At 64.0% G+C, this 20,310-nt stretch carries 17 protein-coding genes and 1 pseudogene; 5 read left to right on the top strand and 13 right to left on the bottom strand.

The genetic code is table 11. The features are described from left to right. Nucleotides 1-4 precede the first annotated feature (4 nt). Nucleotides 5-979, bottom strand: a complete 975-nt coding sequence (locus tag A39O_RS32485; protein WP_020504083.1) for an AAA family ATPase — start codon at nucleotides 977-979, stop codon at nucleotides 5-7. Further along, the gene (locus A39O_RS0107555; RefSeq protein ID WP_169338418.1) at nucleotides 976-3,876 is read right to left on the bottom strand and encodes a metallophosphoesterase; all 2,901 of its coding nucleotides are present in this window, start codon (nucleotides 3,874-3,876) and stop codon (nucleotides 976-978) included. Before A39O_RS0107555 ends, A39O_RS32485 begins: the two co-directional genes overlap by 4 nt. Nucleotides 3,877-4,538: 662 nt before the next feature. Here A39O_RS0107555 and A39O_RS0107545 point away from each other — a divergent pair. The 3 genes from A39O_RS0107545 (at nucleotide 4,539) to A39O_RS0107535 (ending at nucleotide 7,262) form a co-directional block, all read left to right on the top strand. After that, the gene (locus A39O_RS0107545) at nucleotides 4,539-5,192 is read left to right on the top strand and encodes a hypothetical protein (RefSeq protein ID WP_020504080.1); all 654 of its coding nucleotides are present in this window, start codon (nucleotides 4,539-4,541) and stop codon (nucleotides 5,190-5,192) included. After that, nucleotides 5,189-6,049 (top strand): nucleotidyl transferase AbiEii/AbiGii toxin family protein, encoded by an 861-nt coding sequence (locus tag A39O_RS0107540; protein WP_020504079.1) that lies wholly within the window; start codon nucleotides 5,189-5,191, stop codon nucleotides 6,047-6,049. Before A39O_RS0107545 ends, A39O_RS0107540 begins: the two co-directional genes overlap by 4 nt. Nucleotides 6,050-6,410: 361 nt before the next feature. Further along, nucleotides 6,411-7,262 carry a Uma2 family endonuclease gene (locus A39O_RS0107535; protein ID WP_083924569.1) on the top strand — a complete coding sequence of 284 codons (852 nt, stop codon included), beginning with the start codon at nucleotides 6,411-6,413 and terminating at the stop codon, nucleotides 7,260-7,262. 12 nt (nucleotides 7,263-7,274) lie between these two features. Here A39O_RS0107535 and A39O_RS0107530 read toward each other — a convergent pair whose 3' ends face one another. From A39O_RS0107530 to A39O_RS0107495, 8 genes are all read right to left on the bottom strand, one after another. Further along, nucleotides 7,275-9,428 carry a nitric oxide reductase activation protein NorD gene (locus A39O_RS0107530; RefSeq protein ID WP_020504077.1) on the bottom strand — a complete coding sequence of 718 codons (2,154 nt, stop codon included), beginning with the start codon at nucleotides 9,426-9,428 and terminating at the stop codon, nucleotides 7,275-7,277. Between the two features lie 124 nt (nucleotides 9,429-9,552). Then, entirely contained in the window at nucleotides 9,553-10,218 is a 666-nt protein-coding gene (locus A39O_RS0107525) for a hypothetical protein (RefSeq protein WP_051088781.1), read from the bottom strand. Between the two features lie 26 nt (nucleotides 10,219-10,244). Further along, the gene (locus tag A39O_RS0107520; protein WP_020504075.1) at nucleotides 10,245-10,907 is read right to left on the bottom strand and encodes a hypothetical protein; all 663 of its coding nucleotides are present in this window, start codon (nucleotides 10,905-10,907) and stop codon (nucleotides 10,245-10,247) included. Nucleotides 10,908-11,129: 222 nt separating this feature from the next. Beyond that, a complete protein-coding gene (locus tag A39O_RS0107515; protein WP_020504074.1) occupies nucleotides 11,130-11,948 on the bottom strand; it encodes a CbbQ/NirQ/NorQ/GpvN family protein in 819 nt (272 codons plus the stop codon). A gap of 239 nt (nucleotides 11,949-12,187) precedes the next feature. Then, the gene (locus tag A39O_RS0107510) at nucleotides 12,188-12,775 is read right to left on the bottom strand and encodes a YceI family protein (RefSeq protein WP_020504073.1); all 588 of its coding nucleotides are present in this window, start codon (nucleotides 12,773-12,775) and stop codon (nucleotides 12,188-12,190) included. A 10-nt stretch (nucleotides 12,776-12,785) separates the two neighbouring features. After that, a complete protein-coding gene (locus A39O_RS0107505; protein ID WP_020504072.1) occupies nucleotides 12,786-13,367 on the bottom strand; it encodes a YceI family protein in 582 nt (193 codons plus the stop codon). Further along, a complete protein-coding gene (locus tag A39O_RS32480) occupies nucleotides 13,364-13,924 on the bottom strand; it encodes a cytochrome b (protein ID WP_020504071.1) in 561 nt (186 codons plus the stop codon). Before A39O_RS32480 ends, A39O_RS0107505 begins: the two co-directional genes overlap by 4 nt. Nucleotides 13,925-14,163: 239 nt before the next feature. Further along, nucleotides 14,164-14,586, bottom strand: a complete 423-nt coding sequence (locus A39O_RS0107495; protein ID WP_020504070.1) for a hypothetical protein — start codon at nucleotides 14,584-14,586, stop codon at nucleotides 14,164-14,166. Between the two features lie 239 nt (nucleotides 14,587-14,825). Here A39O_RS0107495 and A39O_RS0107490 point away from each other — a divergent pair, with 239 nt between their 5' ends. Then, a complete protein-coding gene (locus tag A39O_RS0107490; RefSeq protein ID WP_020504069.1) occupies nucleotides 14,826-16,034 on the top strand; it encodes a TraB/GumN family protein in 1,209 nt (402 codons plus the stop codon). A 42-nt stretch (nucleotides 16,035-16,076) separates the two neighbouring features. Here A39O_RS0107490 and A39O_RS38035 read toward each other — a convergent pair. The 3 genes and pseudogenes from A39O_RS38035 to A39O_RS0107475 form a co-directional block, all read right to left on the bottom strand. Then, nucleotides 16,077-16,604, bottom strand: a pseudogene (locus A39O_RS38035) (YqiA/YcfP family alpha/beta fold hydrolase); the annotation flags it as partial. Nucleotides 16,605-16,616: 12 nt separating this feature from the next. Further along, nucleotides 16,617-18,596 carry a fructose-1,6-bisphosphatase gene (locus A39O_RS0107480; RefSeq protein ID WP_020504068.1) on the bottom strand — a complete coding sequence of 660 codons (1,980 nt, stop codon included), beginning with the start codon at nucleotides 18,594-18,596 and terminating at the stop codon, nucleotides 16,617-16,619. A 134-nt stretch (nucleotides 18,597-18,730) separates the two neighbouring features. Further along, on the bottom strand, nucleotides 18,731-19,213 hold the full coding sequence (locus tag A39O_RS0107475) for an MOSC domain-containing protein (RefSeq protein ID WP_211211553.1): 483 nt from the start codon (nucleotides 19,211-19,213) through the stop codon (nucleotides 18,731-18,733). Between the two features lie 180 nt (nucleotides 19,214-19,393). Between A39O_RS0107475 and A39O_RS0107470 the strand changes: the two genes are divergently transcribed. Next, complete coding sequence (locus A39O_RS0107470; RefSeq protein WP_020504066.1) at nucleotides 19,394-20,305, top strand: DUF6279 family lipoprotein; 912 nt, start codon at nucleotides 19,394-19,396, stop codon at nucleotides 20,303-20,305. Nucleotides 20,306-20,310: the final 5 nt, after the last annotated feature.

Below are 20,310 nucleotides of genomic sequence, written 5' to 3'. Positions count from 1 at the left end.
CCGGTCACGAACCACGGGCTCCGGTCTTGTCCAAGGCGAAGTGGGCAATGCGCTGGAACAGCGCCTTCTGCTTGGCCTCGCTCGCCCCGCGCGCGTTCACCAAGGCGCGCAGGAGGTCCAGGTACTCGGCCTGACCCGGCGCCGGGCGGCCCAGGTCACGGGCGCGGGCGCGGTCCTCGGCGAGCTGCCGGGCCACCAGGGTGCGGACGGCTTCGGTACAGTGCGTGCCGTAATGCTCCCCGCCACGCTTGACGAGACAGGCGATCAGCGCGTCCGTGGTGGTGGGCAGTTCAAGCTTCAGCACCATGCAGCGGCGCAGGAAGGCCGCCGGGAGTTCGCGCTCCTCGTTGGTGGTGATGACCACCAGGGGCGTCGGTACTTCGGGACACAGCCCCACCGGTTCATCGAGCCAGGGCACGGGGAAGGCGCCGTTGCCCAGGGTCTCGAGCAGGCTGTTGGGCAGGTCCGCCTCGGCCTTGTCGATCTCGTCGATCAGGAGCACGGCGCCCTGGTCGGGTGTCCAGCCGGCCGGCGTGGCGGGGGATTTGACCTTGCACAGGCTGAAGTCGGCGATCTGGGCCTGGGCGGAGGCCCAGTTGAAGACCCACCAGAGCGGGCCTGGAATCAGAAAGCGACGGGGGTCGAGCCGCTCGCGATGATCCAGGTCCGAGCGCACCGCAGCCAGGACCTGGGCCTCGCCCAGGCGGGCAACCGCGTCGTATTCCCACTGAAGGTCTTGAGCCTCGCTGCGGCAATGGACCACGGTGGAGACAAAGAGTCGACCCAGTACCTGGGCGGCGGCGCGGGCGAGTTGGCTCTTGCCCGAACCCGGCTCACCGCGCACCAGCAGCGGCCGTTCGGCGGCCAGGGCGGCGAGCACCGCATCGGCGCTGTCCTGGTCGAACAGGTGCACCGACGCGGGCCAGGTGCCGCAGCGGGGAAGCTCGACACGGGTGTCGATGGGGATGTCGGCAATCATCTGGTTGTTCCGTGCGTCAGTTCCGGCAATTGAATAGCATCGATCGTCTGCAGACATTCCTCGATGTCGCCCGCCAACTCACCCGCCGGCAGGAGGAAGACACCGGCCGCGGCCCGGTCGGCCGCATCGATCACGATCAGGTGCAGCCAGGGAATGGCCTGGCTGACCGCCTGCAAGGCCGCCGGGAGGTTCAGCGGGTTGTGTAGATCCGCTCGATCGATCACCAGCCGGAGCCAGCGCTTGCGCTCATTCAACTGGATGTCGAGTCGTTTGCGCAGTCGATCCCGCAACTCGCTATCGACCGTCGCCGGCGCGGTTTCCTTATACAACTGCTGAAAGATCAGACGCCAAACCTCGTTGACGACATGCCCCTGCGTGATCTTGAAGGGGTCGTCGAAACCGGTCTCGCCGAGCCGGACCGGCGTGATGTCGTCCTCTCCAGTTTGGCGGCGCGTGCGCTCGACCCCGAATCTGGCCTCGCGCTTCAACCACCGTGCCGACAGCACTTCCAAACAGAGGCTACTGCCAATGGGGACATAAAAGGCTGCACCATCAAACCAGGCCCGGACCGCCGGGGCCTCTTTCTCGTCGTAACCATCCACAACCGTGGTGACGACCATCCAGCCCAGGATGTCGTGGGCGCGGTTGCGCAGATCCCGGAGGTCGCCCTGCCGTTGTCGGATCGCACGTCTGGCGTCACCCAGCGCCAGTCGGAAATGGCTCAATGCCCGCCCGAACGCCACTGGCTCAGACGCACAGAGCCGCTCGGCGATCACCGCGGCCGACGCCGCCGGAACACCGGCCACGGGCCGCGACAACGCGTCGCGAAGCGGTACAACAAGGTCCAGCGCTTCAGCAATGCCGGCCACGGCATCGGCGCGAATCGAGGTTGCCGGCGGCTCCTTGGCAGACAGCGCGGAGCCGCCACTCCGCAAGTCAGCCGGCGCGTCTGGGGCTGGTACAGAACCCGACCCGGGGATGGGGCGAGACTTCGAGTGCCGCTCGCCGCGTTCGCCACCGTAAGCGGTCAGACAATGACGAACAAAGGTCGCCGCATTGAGCGCGGCCAGGGTCTGGCGGGCGTCCTTATCATCGCCCTTGTTCCCATCGGCGAAATCGCACACCGCCTTGACGACGATCCAGGCGCGTTGTTTGAGCATGGCGGCGCTGTAGATCCCGGCAGCCTCCATCTCGCCGCCGATGGCCTCGGGGTAGTGCTTGCGCAATTTGCCCTTGAATGCCGGCTCGTCGATCAGTTTCTCACCGGAGAGGAGTTCGCCGAAACGCACCTCGGCACCGCTCCAGTAAGGCGCCGCCGACACGGTTTGAAGATGCTGCTTGAGATGCGGATGGACCGACACCGTATCGCCGCGGGAAATGGTCTTGGTCCTGCCCATGCGCTGGGGCTCATAACATGACACCCGGTCGGAGACCAGAATGGTGCCGATCGGGGTCTTGTCAGGGTCCATGCCGAAGGCGATCCCTACGGCGATGATCCATTCCGGGTCGAGCCCGGTGATGGCATCAAGGGTCAGGGTCGCCGTCCCGCCAGGTGTTGCGCTACCCATGTTGGTGGCCATTGCCAGGATTCGCCGGCCGCCGATGGTTCGCAGGTCCAGGCATGCAAGCCCCTGGACGGACATCGGCTTCGGGAGACCGCCGCGGGGCCCCCTGAAGGTCTCGATAATGGCCTGCTTCTCCTTGTCGTTCACGTACAGCAAGAGCACGTCGCAGCGGCTACTAGCGCGGCGCACGGCAGGGCCCGCAGCGACCGAGGCAGCAACTTGGCGGGCTGGTGGTTGAGGGACACCCGTCACTTGTCCGGGGTCATCGCGGTCGGAACCCGTTGTCTTGGATTTTTTTTGGCTTTGCGGCTTCACCGCGGGTGCATGGTCGCCAGCTGGCAAGTCGATGCTGTGCATCCCCTCCCGACACTCCGGCTGATTCCGATCCACCTGCCAATCATCCTGATGCCAACAGCGGAAATGGAACCGCACCCGGCGTGGATCGGGAAAGAGTTCGATCCACTGGAAGGCATTCGGATAAGGCTTGCCGGAGTAGCAGCACCCGGCGGCGGCCTCGATGCAGGAGCGCCGCGGATCCGCGGGGACGATACGGAAAAGGTCGGGCTGATGGAGATGGCCCCGCAAGATGAGATCGCGATGGCGGTGCAGTGTGCGTTGGGCGTCGTTGCGGTCGAATTCGGCCAGCGACGCCCAGGGGTGGTGCAGCAGGGCGATGCGCCAGTCGCAGTCGCCCTCGCCGTCCCGGTGCAGGACGGTCTGGTTGATCTGATAGGTGCCGAGCAGCAGCCGGCTGTCGTCGTCACCGCCGGCCAGCCAGGCGGAGTCGAGTCCGGCAACATGCAGGCGCTGATCGCGGATGACGATCCGGCGCTGCCACCAAGGGAGGCTTTGGCGCTGGCCGAGCCAGTCGCCGTAGCACTTGAGGTAGGCGGCGTGTCGCTTGAAGAGCAGCTCCCGCGTCGCTTTGGACTTGAGTCGCTCGGTCACCGCCGCCTGGGTCTTGGCGGCAAGCAGTGCCTGGTGGGCATCGCGGGCACCCGGCTCGATCAGGTTCCAGTCGACGTCGTGATTCCCCGGCACCAGCAGTAGACGGTCCAGCGGCAAGGGCGTCGCCGGGTCGCGGGTTAGACGCGGCCAGAGGTCCTTCAGCCAACGGCGGGCGAAGTCGTACTCGGTTCGCTTGCCGGATTGGGCGAGGTCGCCGGTGATGATCACCAGGTCCGGGTACAGGTCGTTCTCGGCGGCATCGTCGGCGATGAAGCCGGCCAGCGCGCGCAGGATCGGGTCGGCGTCCCACTGTGAGCGGGTGCTGAAGTGGAAATCCGACAGGTGCAGGATCCGGATCGGAGAATCGGCGGGGGTCGTGGTCACCGGAGCGCGCTCCATCGTCGTTGGTTTCCGGGCAGACTAACCAATGCGGCCCGGCGGTTGCAACCGGGATTGGATCGATCGATTGGCCCGCGGCGGCGCGCGATGTCCAGCCATTCCTGGACGCGGCGCAACAGGCCGGGCTCAGGTTATGGAGCGAGCGGTTTTTTGTCGATAAGGTGGCGCGGATGCGTTTTGCCGATGGGCTGCGCTGAGTGAGGAAAACTTGATGCGGTTCGTGCCTGACACTGGTGGCGAATTGCGCTCAAACGGGCGTATCCGCCGCACCGGCTTGGCTCAGATCCGGAATGTCTCACGCCAAGGCACCAAGACGCCAAGGTTCTTCAAGGCGCTATCGAAACCGGAGGCGCTCGCGGGGTGACTGGGGGCACCGCAGGATTGCGCTCTTCTTGGCGCGCTTGGCGCCTTGGCGTGAGATAAATTCTTTCCAGACTCCGCGGTCGGGAGAATTCGCCGCCAGTGTCCGTGCCTCACCGCATCCTACGATCGTGAATCCGTCCGGCCGGTTATCGCGCGGGCCTTGATGATCGTTCCGGCCAGCGATGCGCACGGCCCGGCCAAACCACATCACAGCCGGTCATACCCGCTCGACCTGCGCACAAAAAATGCTGGATACTTTCACTTAGTGAAAGTATCGTACATTGATGGGAACACTCGCTGAAGCCATTACCGGGGCGGGCTGGCAGGACCGCGTGCTGACCGAGTCGCAACTGGCCCGGCTGCTCGGCGGCTCGGCACAGCGGCGCTACAATCTGGTCAATCGCGCTCTGCGGCAGGGCGCGTTGCTGCGGCTGCGGCGCGGTCGCTATCGACTCGCCGCCGCGGTGTCCGGGCGGCTGCCGCAGCCCTTTTTGATCGCGCAAGGGCTGCACCCGGGCTCTTACGTCTCGTTCGAGACGGCCTTGAGTGACCACGGCTGGATTCCGGAAGCGGTGCCGGCAATCTTGTGTACGATACCGGGGCGACGGCGTGATGAACTGACGGTGCCGGGGCTCGGTCAGTTTCGTTTCTTGCCGCTGGCGCTCAATCGCGGTTTTTTTCTCGAAGGTGTCGATCGGCGGCTGTTGGATGGGCAAGCGGCGCTGGTGGCTCAGCCGTTGCGCGGCTTGCTCGATCTGTTGTGCCTGAATAAGCAGGAGTGGCCGGGCTTGACGCGTCTGGCGGAAGGCATGCGCCTGGCGCCTGAAGCGCTTGCCGCGCTCCGCCCCGACGCCTTGGAACCGTTTCGGTCCGTCTATCAACACGCGCGCATGCGAACCTTGATCGACAGGATGCAGCAGGAGTTGGCGGCGCTATGATCGATCTGCTGCGTCGGCGGTTGGAGAGCGATGCGGCAGCCGATGCGCGGCAGGAAGAGCAGGCACTCAAGGAGATTCTGCAGGAACTCGCCTTGTACGGGCTCTGGCGCGCCGGTTTTTTCGCGGTGGCGGCATTTCAGGGCGGCACCAGCCTGCGCCTGCTGCATGGTTTGCGCCGTTTCTCGGAGGATCTCGACTTTATTCTGCGCGAGGCGGATGCGGGTTTCGCATGGCAGCCCTATTTCACGACCTTGGTCGATGTGCTTGCCGAGTTCGGGGTGCGTTGCGAACTGGTCGATCGCGGCAAGATGGACCGCGCCGTGCGCCAGGCGATGATCAAAGACAGTTCCATCGGCCGCCAGCTCGATCTGTCATTCTACCGCGGCGATACCGGACGCAAGCTCAAGGTGAAACTGGAGGTCGACACCGGTCCGCCGGGCGGTTCGGGATTCAGTTATCACTATCTGGATTTTCCGCTCGACTTTGAATTGTGCACTCAGGATCTCCCGAGCAATCTGGCGCTGAAGCTACACGCGTTGCTGTGCCGGCCCTCTATCAAAGGGCGGGATTGGTTCGATTTCGGTTGGTATATCACCCAAGGGGTGGCGCCGAATCTGCCGCACCTCGCGGCTGCCCTGTTCCAACAGGGTCCCTGGCAAGGGGTGACGCTGAACCTCGACCAGGCTTGGCTGCAGACGGCCTTGCTCGAACGGATTGGATCGATCGATTGGCCCGCGGCGGCGCGCGATGTCCAGCCATTCCTCGGCGCGGCGCAACAGGCCGGGCTCAGGTTATGGAGCGCGCGGTTTTTTACCGATAAGGTGGCGCGGATGCGTTTTGCCGACGGGCTGCGCTGAGTCAGGAAAATGCGTCAGGAAAATGAGGGGGAGCGTTGGGGTTCGCTCTCGCTCACCCCAACCTACCGGCTCTCACCGAAAACGAAGATGCTCTCACAAAGACACAAAGCCACGAAGCAGGAAAGAGAGATAAGAAGCCATGAAAGGCTTCTCTATCTTTGTGTCTTTGTGTCTTTGTGAGAGGATTTCTTCTCTTTCTGTCGATGCGACTGAAGTCGCACCTACGTCCACGGTTGGGCGAGCGACCGCAGGATGGCGGCTCAGGGCACGCCCGTCGCACCCGGACGACCGTGCAAGTCGCGCGGCGACCCTGTGCTAAGCTTCAGCTTAAGTACGCCATTTCACGGCCCAGTCGACTGCCATGAGCCCAACTTCCGCCACACTTTGCGCGCCGCTCCCCGCGGTCGCGCGCCCGCCCGAACCCTTGACGCAGCGGCTTGCCGCACCGCACGCCGCCGACGCCCTGCCGGTCTCGGAAGAGACCTATTGGAAAGCGTATTACCTGGAGTCGGACGTCCATTACGAATGGAACAACGGTCGTCTGGAGGAAAAACCCGTGTCCGACTACGAGACCTATCTGGTCCATGCCTGGTTCGTCCGGCTCCTGCAGCTCTTTCTGGATACCCGCCCGATCGCCCGCACGGTGGCCTTGGAGATGGGCTTCCGGCTGCCGCTGCCGACCGGGACCGTGATCCGCAAGCCCGATCTCGGCGTGGTGCGCAACGATAACCCCCAGCCGCTCTTACCCCTGGATATCTCTTATCGCGGCGTCTTCGACCTCTGCATCGAGGCCCTGTCGACGACCGAGCGCGGCGCAATCGAGCGCGACACGGTCACCAAAAAGGCCGAGTATGCCGCCGCCGGGGTCCCCGAGTATTACATCCTGCACCGCGACCCCGAGCGACTGGCGTTCTTCACCCGCACAACAGAGGGTGTCTATGTGCCCATCGCACCGCAGAACGGCGTGATCCGGTCGCGCGTGCTGCCGGGACTGCAATTCCGAGTGACCGACCTGTGCGCGCAACCCGCGCCCAGCGCCATGTATCGCGACCCGGTGTATGCCGAGTTCGTGCTCCCCGAGTGGCGGGAGACTGAATTGCAGGCCGCAAGCGAGACGCGGCGGGCTGACGCCGAGGCGCAGGCGCGCCGAGAGGCCGAGCAAGCGCTGGCGGAGTTGCGCGCTCAACTGGCGGGTCGGCCGCCGGAGGGCTAACCGCTCAGGTGGTCAGGAGGTCAACTTGCGATAGATGTCCGACACTTTCAGCGGCAGTTTGCCCACGTCGGCGATGACGGCATAGTTGGCCGGACCGTACATGTGCGGCAGGTAGTCGGCGCCCTGCTCGTCGATGGTGATGCAGAAGGGGTGGATGCCGTCGCGGCGGGCCTCGAAGAGTGCGGCGCGGGTGTCCTCGATGCCGTAGACACCGCGATACTGGTGATCATAATCGTCGGGCTTGCCGTCCGACAGGGTGATCAGGAGCCTGGTGCGGGCGTCCTGCTCACGCAGCAGTTTGGTCAAATGTCGGATGGGGGCGCCCATGCGGGTGTAGTCGCGCGGGGCGATGCCGCAGATGCGCGCCTTGGCGCTGTCGTCGTAGGGCTCGGCGAAGCGCTTGACCGGGTAGCACTCGCAGCGTTTGCGCGTCCAGCCCGAGAAGCCGTAGATGGCGAAGCGGTCGCCCAGGGTGTGCAGGGCCTCGGCCAGCAGGATCAGCGACTCGCGTTCCGCGTCGTTGATCCAGCCCTTGGTGGAGCCGGACATGTCCACCATGAACAGGACGGCGATGTTCCGCTCGTCCCGGTGGCGCCGGGTGAAGAGCCGGTCGGTCTGCTCCAGGCCGGCGCGGCAGTCGGCATAGGCATCGACCAGGGCGTCGATGTCCACGTCCTCGCCGTGCGGCTGACGTCGGGCGATGCGTTCCTCGCCGCGCAGCACCTCGAAGGTGCGGCGGATGGACTTGATCAGGCCGCGGTACTTGGCCAGGGTCTGGTGATAACAGTCCAGGGACGCGGGCGGCACCGCGTGCTCCCGCAACACGCACCAGCCCTTGCGGTGGTGACGGCGCTCGTGATCCCACTCGTCATAGAGAAAGGCGCCCTCCTCATGATAGGTGCCGGCCCAGACCGCGTCCGGATCGCGCCCCGTGTCCGCCGCGGCGCGCCGATAGAGTCCGGGGCCGGCGGCCACCAGGTACTCGGGAGGAATCTCGCCATGGTCCTGGAGAATGCTCTCCATCACGGAGCGGACATCGTCCGGCGGGGCGACCGGCTTGCCGTCCAGCAACAGTTCGAAGCGCACGCCGGTGGGGCGGTCCGGATCGGCGTGGCGCTGCGCCTCCAGACGCGCGGCGGTCTCGGGCAAAGTCAGGGCTTCGGGCTGCTCCGCGCCGGGTGGGCGGCCGTCCTGATCCTCGACCAGCCGGGCCAGAGCGATGCGGAACAGATCCCGTTCCAGGGCGGCACGGGACTCCAGACAGGCGCGCACCGCGTCCGGGTCCAGCGCGCCGCGGTAGCAGCAGGTGTCGGGGCGGCGGCCGTGGAGCCGCGCCGCGAGATTCAGGCTGTCGGCCACGCCGACGGCCGGGTCGGCCAGCCCCGCGACGGCCGCAGCCCAGTCCGGGTCCCTGCCCTCCCCGCCGGGGTCCAACGCGTGCCGCAGGGCCGCCATGTCGCGCTGTAGACCAGGGAAATCGCGGGCGATGCAGGCGTCCAGCCGCACCTGCTCCAGCGCGTGGAACAGCTCAAGCCCGGCCCCGGTCAGGCCGCGCGTTGCCGCCGCTTCCAGCAGCACGCCGCCGCGCCAGGTGCCGTACCAGTTCTGCGCCCATTGATGGACGACCATCGCCTTATAGAGCCGGAAGTTGGCCGCCGGGTCCGCAAAGCGGCCGATAACCGGCGGCAGCAAGCACTGCTCGGTGTCCGTGAAATGCCGGTCGCCGGCGGCGATCTTGAGCGGCCGGCCGTTGAGACCGCAGACGAAGCGCTCCAGCACCCCGGCGCAATCCTCCAGCGCCCGGCCGGCCAGCTTCTCCTGCTGGTTGGCCGCAAAGGCGGCCACCTCCTGGAAAGCGCGGATGGCCGGCAGTTGGCCTTTCTTGTCATACAGATCCATGGCGTACAGCAGCCAGGACTGCACCGATTCCAGATTCATCAGCCCCATGGCCCGCGGGGCGAAGGCGGTGAACTGATAGGCCAGCTCGGCGTTATCCTTGGCGATCACCGCACCCCAATGCAGTACGAACCCCTGCTCGGCGGCGCCGAAGCCGGCCAGGTCCGCCGCCGGGCGCGCGGCCGTGCGCCGGGAGGACAGCACCGGGTCCAGATAGCGGTCCATGCGGTCTTCAAGTTCGGCGGCGGTGAGTGGGGTAGCGGATTTCATGCCTTCTTTGCCTGGGTAAAGCGGGTTGCAACTCACGTGAGTCCGCGATCACCTCTTGGGAGCACCCTTGAGTTTGGCAGCAACGCCCATCTCTGGGTTACGCAAACGCATGACGGCAATCCCGTCAAACGAGTACAGCGACGGACTCCAGTCGGTCGACGACGATATCCTCTCGATCCGAATCGCGGAGGTTGCCTGAAACTGCGTTCGAGAAATCGCGGTTTTGGAGCAATGCAGCAATCTCGATGGCGATAAATCGACGAACCTCCGCATCAGCCGCAGCGATCTGTTCGACAATATCTGCGCGGCCGTCGAAGAGGTTTATTAAATCCTCCAAATCGTGGCTCGCCAGAGGATCATTCCTACCCCGGCCCCGGTACGCCTCTAGTTTGGTCGCGACGAACAAGGCCGGAGTAACCAGGGGGATAGTCAGTTCACTGGTCAGGCGGTAGGACTGAGCGGTTTCTAGTGCCAACGCGTACCAGCGGTTGGTGAAACCCAACACTTGCTCATCCTGAGGCATGAAATCGACGATTAGGGTGTCGAGGCGCATGCGGCAGATGATGTCATCCTCTGGAGAACAGCGAAAACCGCGTAGCTCGAGTTTTCGCTTTAAACGGGTCCACTCGCCGAGCGTAACTGCCCCGATGATCAAGTCAACATCTTGAGTGTGTCGGATCGCTTCGCGCGTCACCTCGTCCGTTACCAAGAGCCCCGTGGCACACCCCCCCAAAAAAGCCACCCGTTCAAGGAGTTCTGCACCTAAAGCCCGAGCGACCGTTGCAATCATCGCGCGATGCGCTTGGGCCTCACCGCTCACAGAACATCCAGGATCTGCTCAAGGCGCTGACGGGCTGCAGTTCGTTCGCGTGGGTTGCCTAACCGCAAGGCATCGACCAGCGCTAACATCGCATATAGGTCCTGATCCTTTTGCACTGCCTCGGGCACCGCCCGGTGCAAAGGTAATACACTTTGCCCAAGTCGACTCCCTCGCGCGTAAGGCCAAACAGGGATCGTCTCGCCAGCGCTTGCGATGTCGTCAGCCAAGACCGGGGCAGCAAATCCGGTAGGTATGCCGCGCATCAAAGGACCCGGCTTGACGGGAAAGACATATCTAAGACAATGCTCAGCCAAGTCCAATAGAACACGGTTGTTGACCCGCAAATGCCGAGTGACACGCTCGCGGCGCAACAGATCCGCATCGACACTTCGGTTCAGCGAGGCGGACACCTCGTTTTTATTAATACCCAGCGATGCCGCCAGCCCCCGGACCGAGTAGCGCTCGGCGGATCGGTCGTCCTTTGACTTGGCTTCTTCCGCTCCAAATTCACTCTCCTCGACGGGTTCCCATCCGTACCAATCGAAGAGCTTGGCTGCCAATCCCTGCTCAATATCCCGTTGGCGCCGCTCGGCGACACGGCGCTCGGCAAGATCAAGGCTCGCGAGCTTAAAAAGAACAACGATATCTTGACTTTTCATTAGATCAGCTTTTTTAATGTCCCTTTGTCCCGGGACAGAGGGACAAAATTAAAAAATCGAGACGGGCTTGTCAAATATTTTTCAAGAACATCTGACGGCGGGGTCGCGCCCGCATCAGTTTTCCAAGCGACTCCGCGGTGGGGCCTAAGTATGTCCAACGAATACCCACCCCACCCCGTCGCGCCCGCATCAGTTTTCCAAGCGACTTCGCGGGTCCTTTGGCTAAAACAATGACCCCGACAACTCGTTGATCGCCGTGAGCATATCCGGGTCATCGGTCAGCGCCTGGGCGACAGCGCTCTTGCAGGCGACCACCGGGGCGACGCCGGCCACCATCAGTTTGGCGGCATGGACCAGCAGGCGGGTGGAGGCGCCCTCGTCGAGCCCCTGCCCTTTCAGATTGCGGGTCATGTGGGCGAACTTCACCAGTTGGCGGGCGGGGCCGGCATCGATACCGGACTCCTTCTCGACGATGCGCTGCTCCAGGGCCGCGCCGGGGTAGTCGAACTCGAGGGCGACGAAGCGCTGGCGGGTGGATTGTTTCAGGTCTTTGAGGACCGACTGATAGCCGGGATTGTAGGAGATGGCGAGACAGAATTCGGTCGGGGCCTCCAGGAGTTCGCCGACCTTTTCCATGGGCAGACAGCGCCGGTCGTCCGCCAGCGGGTGGATGACCACCGTGGTGTCCTTGCGCGCCTCGACGATCTCGTCGAGATAGCAAATTCCGCCGGCCCGCACGGCGCGCGCGAGCGGCCCGTCGACCCAGATGGTCTCCCCGCCCTTGACCAGGAAGCGGCCGACCAGGTCGGAGGAGGTCAGATCGTCGTGGCAGGACACGGTGATCAGCGGCCGTTTGAGCCGCCAAGCCATGTGCTCCATGAAGCGGGTCTTGCCGCAACCGGTCGGACCCTTGAGCAGGATGGGCAGACCATTACGGTAGGCCGCCTCGAAGACCGCGATCTCGTCGCCCACCGGTTCGTAGTAGGGCTCTTCCAGGATGAAATAGTCTTCGGGCTTGATGACCCTAAGCTGATGCTGCACCGGCGGCCTCCGCGGAGATGAATTCGTCAGGGTCAATTGGGGGTTGCGGCCTGCGGTCGCAACCCGAAGCGGCGACGCCGGGCGCCGACCGGGGAGGTGCCGGCCAAATGTTAGCCGGCATCGCTAAGGCACTGTCCGGCTGAGGCTCAGGCCGGTTGATCACAAGCTATCCACAGAAGGGACCACAGCGGATGTGGAGAACCCTGCCGCTCTAAGGGGCTGGGTCCGCGCAGCGGACCCTACGGCTTGATGACTGCTTCCTCTTCCTTGAAGGCCTCGACCGGGATGATCAGGGTCACCTCATCGCTCACGGCGGGGGCGTACTTGCCGAGATTGAAATCAGAGCGCTGAATCTTGGCGACGGCATTGGCGCCGCAAGCCGCCTTCTTCATGATCGGGTGGGGCTTGCACAGGATGGATTCGACCTTGAGCGCCACCGGCTTGGTGATGCCCTTGATGGTCAGGTTGCCGTCAACGCCGACCAGGGTGTCACCCTTGAACCGCAGTGTGTCGGACGTGTAGGTGATGGTCGGGTACTTGGCGGTGTCGAAAAAGTCCTCGCCCTGGATGTGCTCGTCGAACTTGGCGGACCCGGTGTTCACCGAGGTCGTGTCGATGCTCACATTGACCGAGCCGGTCTTGGCAACGCGGTCGATGACGATGGTGCCGGTGGTCTTGTCGAAGCGCGAGGCCTGGTTGGAATATCCCAAGTGGTTGTATTCGAAACGCGGCAAGGTGTGGCTGCCTTCGATGATGTAGGTCTCGGGGGCCGCTGCGGCGGCGCCGGACAGGGTGACGGTGACGGCCAGGGCGATCAGTCTGTTCATAGGGGTGTTCTCAATGGGGTTGCAAGACGTTTTCGTGCTGCGAAGCGGCGACGACGTGAAACTTGATCTGAATCTCGTTGGCGACCGTGCTTACATCCGACCAAGTGCCCTCGCCGATGCCGAAGTCAAGGCGCTTGAGCACAAAGACCCCGTCGAACACCCCGGCGGCGCCCTCCTGTTTGAAGGTGAAGGGAGCGGTCAGCTCGCGGGTCTGGCCCTTGATGGTCAACTGACCAACGGCCTCGAAGCGGTCGCCGCCCAGCGCCTTGACGCTGGTGGACTGGAACCCGGCGGTCGGGAACGCCTTGACGTTGAGCCATTGCTTGCCGACCACTTCCTCGGTGGCCTCCGCTGAGCCGGCATCAATGCTCGAAAGGTCGATCTCCAGCCGGGCACTGGCGGCCGACGGCTCGGCCGGATCGAAGCGTATCTGGCCGGTGAGTCGGCCGAAACCGCCGTCGACGGGCACCCCCATCTGTTTGGAGGTGAAAACGAGTTTGGTTTTCTCGGGCTGCACCTGATTGAACTCGACGGCCTGGGCGGCCCCGGCGAGGAGCAGGACGGCCACCCCGGCGATGCGCGGACTGATCATGGGCGAGTGTCTCCGGAGGGCAATTTGACGAAGGGCAAGATCCGGCGCAGCGTGTCATCCCGATCGATCAGATGATGTTTGAGCGCCGCGGCGGCGTGCACCACGATCAACACCATGAGCGCCCAGGCGAGGCTGCTGTGCAGATCCGCCAACAGCGTGCCCAGCGCCTGATCTTTGCCGACCAGATCGGGCAGCGGCACCAGTCCCAGATAGACGACCTGGAACCCTTTGGCCGAACTCATCAGCCAGCCGCACAGCGGCACGGCCGCCATCAGCAGGTAGAGCAGCCAGTGGGTGGCCTCGGCCAGCTTGAGTTGCCAGGCGGGACCCGGCAGCAGTGCCGGCGGCGGCCGCACGAGGCGCCACAGCAGCCGCGGCATGAACAGCAACAACACGGTCATGCCGATCCACTTGTGATAGGAGTACAGGCGCAGCTTCTCGGGCGACAGCGACAATTCGTGCATATAGAGCCCGAGCGGGAAAGCGGCCAGAATCAACGCCGCGATCAGCCAGTGGGCAAGCTTGGCGGTAGCGGAGTACGGGGTCGCTGGAATCATGACGGGTGGTCCTTGACGGTGCCTGACCGTTGGTTTTTATCACGTCCACATAGTGGTGAGTCTCGACCGCGGTTTCAATGCCCTGGACAGGCGCGACACGCTGGTGGACTGCGCCGGCGCTGGTCCCCCTAGGGCCGAAACCGCGCCGGTTTCAGCAAGCGTGGAGTCTGCCGGGGCCGATCCGATCCAACAACATCGCATACCGCGCCGGGCGCGGTTTAGAGTCGATTCGTCGTCGCTCACCTGAACTTCGGCAAGCCGGAGGAGAGCCACCAACTTTCGAGTTTCGGGTCGTAGTTCCACGTCTGACGATCGGTGATCGTCTTCACCACCTGCCGATCCTCGTAGAAGTACTCGATCGTGGCGACCTGGACGGCCTCCCCCGGGCTCTGCATCAGCGACGGCTGCACGACGTCATAGCCTGCAACCCGCAGATCCTTGAAGACCGCCGGCAGATCCTTGCTGTTGCCCTTACGCTGATCCGGATGTACATATCCGTACGCGGTCTCGAAATAACCCCAGCGCAGGGCGGACTGATAGGCTGCGGTCGCCGCCTGAAGACCCAGCGCCCGCTTGTCTTTCTCGATGGTGCCGCATCCGGCGAGCAGCAGACCGGCGAGGACAACTGCCGTGACCCGACCGCGAAAAGGCCTGTACTTCATCCTGACTCCGGTATATAGCTTTCGGGTGTGATAACCGGACGTAGGGGCGGGTTTCAAACCCGCCCCTACACGAAGGTCTGTCTGGATATCAGGTGCGAACGCTATAAAGGGCGAGCGCGCGGCACCACTCTCCAGGATTCTACGGGATCTTCCGACGGCCACCAACGGCGCCCCGATCCCCCGCCCTGGGTTATGATGCTCGCCCACGCCTCGTGAGCGACCGCCGCAGGACCTGCCCCATGTTGCCACCCATCGTCTCGCCATCCGATGAACCCCAAAGTGAAGTTGCACTTGGCGAGACCCGCATCACCCTGCTCGGCACCGCCCATGTCTCACGCATCAGCGTCGAGCAAGTCGAGCAGTTGATCGGCAGCGGGGACTATGACGCCGTCGCGGTGGAGTTGTGCCGCAGCCGCTACGCTGCCCTCATGGACCCCAAGTCTCTGGCGCAGATGGACCTGTTCTCGGTCATCCGGCAGCGACGCGTCTACATGGTGGTGGCCAACCTGGCGCTGGCGGCCTATCAGCAACGCCTCGCCGATCAGTTCGGCATCGAGCCCGGGGCCGAGCAGCGGGCCGCGGTGCGCCTCGCCCGCGAGCGCGGTCTGCCCGTGCTCCTCATCGATCGCGAAATCGGCATCACGCTGCGGCGGATCTCGGCGAGCTTGAGCTGGTGGAAACGTTACAGCCTGTTCGTCGGCCTCCTGGCCGCGCTGCTGACGACTGACGATGTGACCGAGGATGAGGTGGAACGGCTCAAGGAGGGCGACGTACTGGAGACCGCTTTTGCCGAGTTCGCCCACGACCGTCAGGACCTGTACGCCCCGCTGATCGACGAGCGCGACCGCTATATGGCTGCCAAGCTCCGCCTAGAGGCCGAGCGCAACGGCGTCAAGCGGGTGCTGGTGGTCGTGGGGGTCGGCCACTTGAAGGGCATCACCCGGGAGCTCAACGCGGGCTGCGATGACTGCCAGGCGCGACTGACGGCGCTGGAGCAGGTGCCGAAACCGCGCCGCTGGCCGTCCGTCCTGCCCTGGCTGCTCCTGCTCTTGATCATCGGCGGACTGGCCTACGGATTCGTGCAAAGCCCCGCGCTGGGCTTCGACCTGGTGGTCTCCTGGATCCTGATCACCGGCGGGCTTTGCGCACTGGGCACCCTGATCGCCGGCGGCCACCCCCTGACCGTGCTCGCGGCCTTTCTGGCCGCACCGTTAACGACACTCCACCCGGCCATCGGCGCCGGGATGGTCACCGGGGTGGTTGAACTATCCCTGCGCAAACCGAGTGTCGGCGACTTCGGCACCCTGCGCGGTGACGTCGCCACGATTCGCGGCTGGTGGCGCAATCGGGTCGCGCGCGTCTTCGTCGTATTCTTGCTGAGCACCCTGGGGGCCGGCATCGGCACCTATATCGGCGGCTTCCACATCGCCGGGAAATTGCTGGGGTGACACCAGGACTCTATCCAGATGCTCACGGATCACCGCCATCGCCGCGTCCAGATGCTGGAAGGCATGATCCCCGCCGTCCCACATCATCAGCCGGCCGCAGTCCAGATAGCAGGTCCGGGCGATGCGGTAGTCGATGAGCTCATCGCCGCGGTCCAGGAAGACCGTGGTCGGCACGCCGTCGCACGGGTTCACAATGCCGTAGAGGCGGGTCGCCTCGATCAACTCCGCGGTGATCTGATAGGACTCCCCCTGCGCCGTGGTCATGGTCTCGCCGCGATGGGACAGCAGCAGGTCCCAAGGCGTCAGCGCGGGGTTGATCAGAAAGACATGCGAAAAGGCGAAACGACGCGCCAGCCATTGGCCGTAAAAGCCGCCCATGGAACTGCCGATGACGGCGGGACGCACGTCCCCGAGATCGGCGAAGAAATCACCCAGCCGCTGCACCGCCGCGGCCGGTCGATGGGCCGGATAGTCCGGTGCCAATACAGTGTGGGGCGAAAGACCCTCGCGCAGCATCCGCGCCTTGACCGACTGGCCGGAGCTGTTGAGTCCGTGGAGATAGACAAGCATGGTGACGGTGACTCAGTCGAGACGATGTTCCTTGATCAACCCTTCGCGATACGCATGCAGCAGCGCATGCAGTTCATCGATCTGCTCCTGGATTTCACGGCCGCGGTCGGTATCGCCGATCAACATCCGGCGCGGATAGGTGTGGATGACCTCGGTCTCGGTGTCGATATCGAGTTCCTCCGACACGGCCTTGTGCGTCGACTCAAAGGGTTGGTGCGCGGCGAGCAGCAGGTAGCGTGAATTGGCAATCAGCGTATAACCGGCAATACCGGTTTCTTTCTGATAGGCGCGCGAGAAGCCGCCATCGATGACGATCAGTTTGCCGTTGGCTTTGATCGGCCGTTCGCCCTTGCCGACCTTCACCGGTACATGACCGTTGATGATGCAGCCGCGGTCCGGGTCGAGCCCGAATTCGGCAAGAATCTTGCGCGCGCTGTCCTCCGTGTCACGCAGCGCGTAGTAGGGATTGCGCTTCTCGGCATGGGTCGCCTTGTCGGCGATGAAACAACGCTCGAAGGTCGCCATCTTCTCCTTGCCGAAGAGCGGTGACTGGGGCGCGCACCACAGGAACCACATGACATCCATGCCGTACTGCTTCTGCGCCGGGTTATCGATCGCGAAATAGCCTTGCCGCGCGAGCCGGTCCACCCGATCGAGAAACGCCCGCCCGGTAAAGGACTCGCCATCGACGTTGAAGGCGCGAAATTGGCCGTCCTCGTTCATGGCGACACAGCCGTGATAGAGCAGATTGCCGTCATGGACCAGATACAGGCTGCCGTTGGCAAAGAGGAAGCGCGTGTGCTGCTGCAACTTGCGGCTGTTGACGAAGGACTGCAGCAACTTGTCCATCACCGACTGCTCTTCCGGCGTAAGGACATCCGGATTGGCCGGGTCGATCGTGGGGAACAGGTGGTCCAGCAGGGGATAATCCACCCCGTCCAGCCTGATGCTGCCGCGTTCATAGTCGACCTGATCGAGCAGCAGACGATCGTTCATCAGGTAGTGTGGACGGCGCTTGATCACCTGGCTCTCCAGCTTGAACTGGATGATGGTGATCGCCTTCTGCATCTGCGCCAACAGGCGGATTTCCTGACTGGTGAAGCTGTGTTCCTTGGGCAGCTTGGGAGCGAAGAGCTCACAGGGGTCATCCATATAGGTTTCAAGCGCGAACGAGGCCAGCGGCAACATACTGATACCGTAGCCGTTCTCCAGCGTTTCCATGTTGCCGTAACGCAGGCTGAAACGGATGACGTTGGCGATACAGGCCTCACTGCCCGCCGCCGCCCCCATCCACAGGATGTCGTGATTGCCCCATTGAATGTCGACCTGATGGTATTGCATCAATAGATCGAGAATCGTGTGGGCGCCCGGGCCGCGATCATAAATGTCGCCGATGATATGGAGTTTCGCCACGGCCAGGCGCTGAATCAGTTCCGCCAGGGTGGTGATGAAGGTCAGGGTGCTGCCGGTCGACACGATGGTATCGATCTGGCTCTGATAATACGCCGTCTTGGACTCGACGCCCTGCTGATCGTACAGCAGTTCCTCGATGGTGTCGGCAACATGACTGTGCAGAAAGCCGCGCACCGTTTCCCGACGGTATTTCGCGGTGAGACTGCGGCAGAACTTGACAAGGCGGATCAGCGTCAACCGGCTCCATTCGTCCTTGTCGGCGACGCAGCGCAGCATCATGGGCGCTTTCAGCTCGGGATAGTAGATCAGCGTGGCCAGGTTGCGCCGTTCGGGTTTCGTCATCGCGTCGCCGAACATCGCGTCGATCTTACGCCAGATCGATCCGGCACCATTGCGAATGACATGCTCGAAGGCTTCATGCTCACCATGGACATCGGAGAGGAAATGCTCGGTTCCCTTGGGGAGTTGCAGCAGGGCCGTCAGGTTGATGATGGCCGTCGATGCAGCCTGAATCGACGGATACTTCTCCGCCAGCAGGTTCAGGTATTTCTGTGTGACATCGGGAGCGTTCTTGGGCATGGGCATGGTTTACTCAGATTCGGTCAGGCAAGATGCCTGGCACCCTTGGTTCATGGGGACAGTCGCTACCTCGCCTCCGGCAACCGGGTTGAGAGGATCGGCATGCTGCGCTCCGCCCATCCGCCGACGGGCGATCAATCGACCGTCGCGGCGACGGCCCGCAGCGCATCTCCGAGTCGAATCAGGCCGCCTTGCAGCACGCGGGCGTTCAGCCCGCCATGGCCGCGCATGGCGTTGTAACCTCCCGGGCCGAGCGCCTCTTCCATCCGCGCGCAGGGATGGCAGAGGCCGCTGCCTTCCAACAGAACCTCACCGACCGTGAAACAGCGGCCCTTGAGTGCGGTCAGATTGATCCCACTGATAGCAAGATTACGACGCAGCCGCGCGGGTTCGAGCGGGGGTTCGCCGAGCAGGGAGCCGATCACGGCCAGATGTTCGTACTGGATCAGGGTGATCCCGCGGGACCCGCCGGCGCTGCCGTAGTGATCGCCGTGCAGACCGGCACCGACCAGCGCACGGACCTCCGGCAGCTCCAGCACGGTGCCGCGGCGCTTGGACCGCACGCCGATCCACACCACCCGACCGACACGAGGGAAGTGCTCCATGAGATCAACCATGGCCGCCCCTGTCCTTGTCATTTGTTCGGTCCTCGCCAATGGGAACCCTGTCTCCAACAATGGAGTTCGCAATCATGGTCCGGATTCCAGTTCGATTCCAGCCGTGAATCCTGGCCCAGCCCAGGGCGCGCGTCAATGGTTGGGGACGTCCCGTTGAACCTACAGAGGCAGCGCTTGCACATGAAAGATCTTTGTCTTCGCGTACCCCGGCTGATCCTGCTCGGGATACTGGTCGGTGCCGCCCTTGCCGGCTGCAGTCAACTGCAAATTGCTTACGGCACCTCCGAGTTCCTCATCAAGCGTTACGCCGATGACTACCTGAAGCTGGACAGCGAGCAACTGGCGCGCTGGGAGCCGAGCCTGAAGGCCGCGCTCAAGACGCATCGGGCGGAGGAGCTGCCGGGTCTCGCGGGCCTGTTCGACGCTTTGCACACGGCTAGTGTCAACGGATTCGACCAGACCAATACCCGCTGCCTGACCGCCGCGTTCCGTACCCTTTACCTGCGTCACGCCCGACTCGCAACCGCGGCGACGGCACCCTTGCTGGCGGGGCTGACACCCGCGCAAGTGCAGGCGTTGGAGCAGCGCTTCGCGGCCGACTACGCGGACGACCGGATCGAGCCCGGGACCCGCGATCTGCGGCGGGAACTGCGCAAGCGCACCAAGCGGTATGTCGAATCGATCGAGGAGTGGACCGGCCCCTTGAGCGCCGCCCAGCGCACGCTGGTCGCCGACGTGACCGGCCGGATGCCGGACACGACCCAGGCGCTCCTGGACTACCGCACGCGCAAACGGGAGCGATTGATCGCGCTGCTGCGCGCCGACGCGAACGCGACCAACATCGAGCGCTTCCTGAGCGCCTGGCTGGTCGATTATCAGGACCTGCCCCCGGCCTTGGCCGCGGCCGGGGACGCGATCGGTGAGCGCATGGGTGAACTGCTGATCCGGCTCGGGGCGACCCTGGATCAAGCCCAGCGCAAACGACTCAACAGCCGGCTGGAGTCGCTGCGGGATGATCTCATGCAACTGCAGCAGGCACCGCGGCTGGTGCCTGTCGGTTGCCCGGCCGCCGGCATCGAGCCAACGGTATAACTGCC

Origin of the sequence: Lamprocystis purpurea DSM 4197, assembly GCF_000379525.1 — a bacterium.
In the GTDB taxonomy this organism is placed as follows: Bacteria; Pseudomonadota; Gammaproteobacteria; order Chromatiales; family Chromatiaceae; genus Thiodictyon; species Thiodictyon purpureum.
The sequence above is the reverse complement of the archived record's forward strand: the minus strand, read 5'-3'. Positions and strand labels throughout refer to the sequence as shown.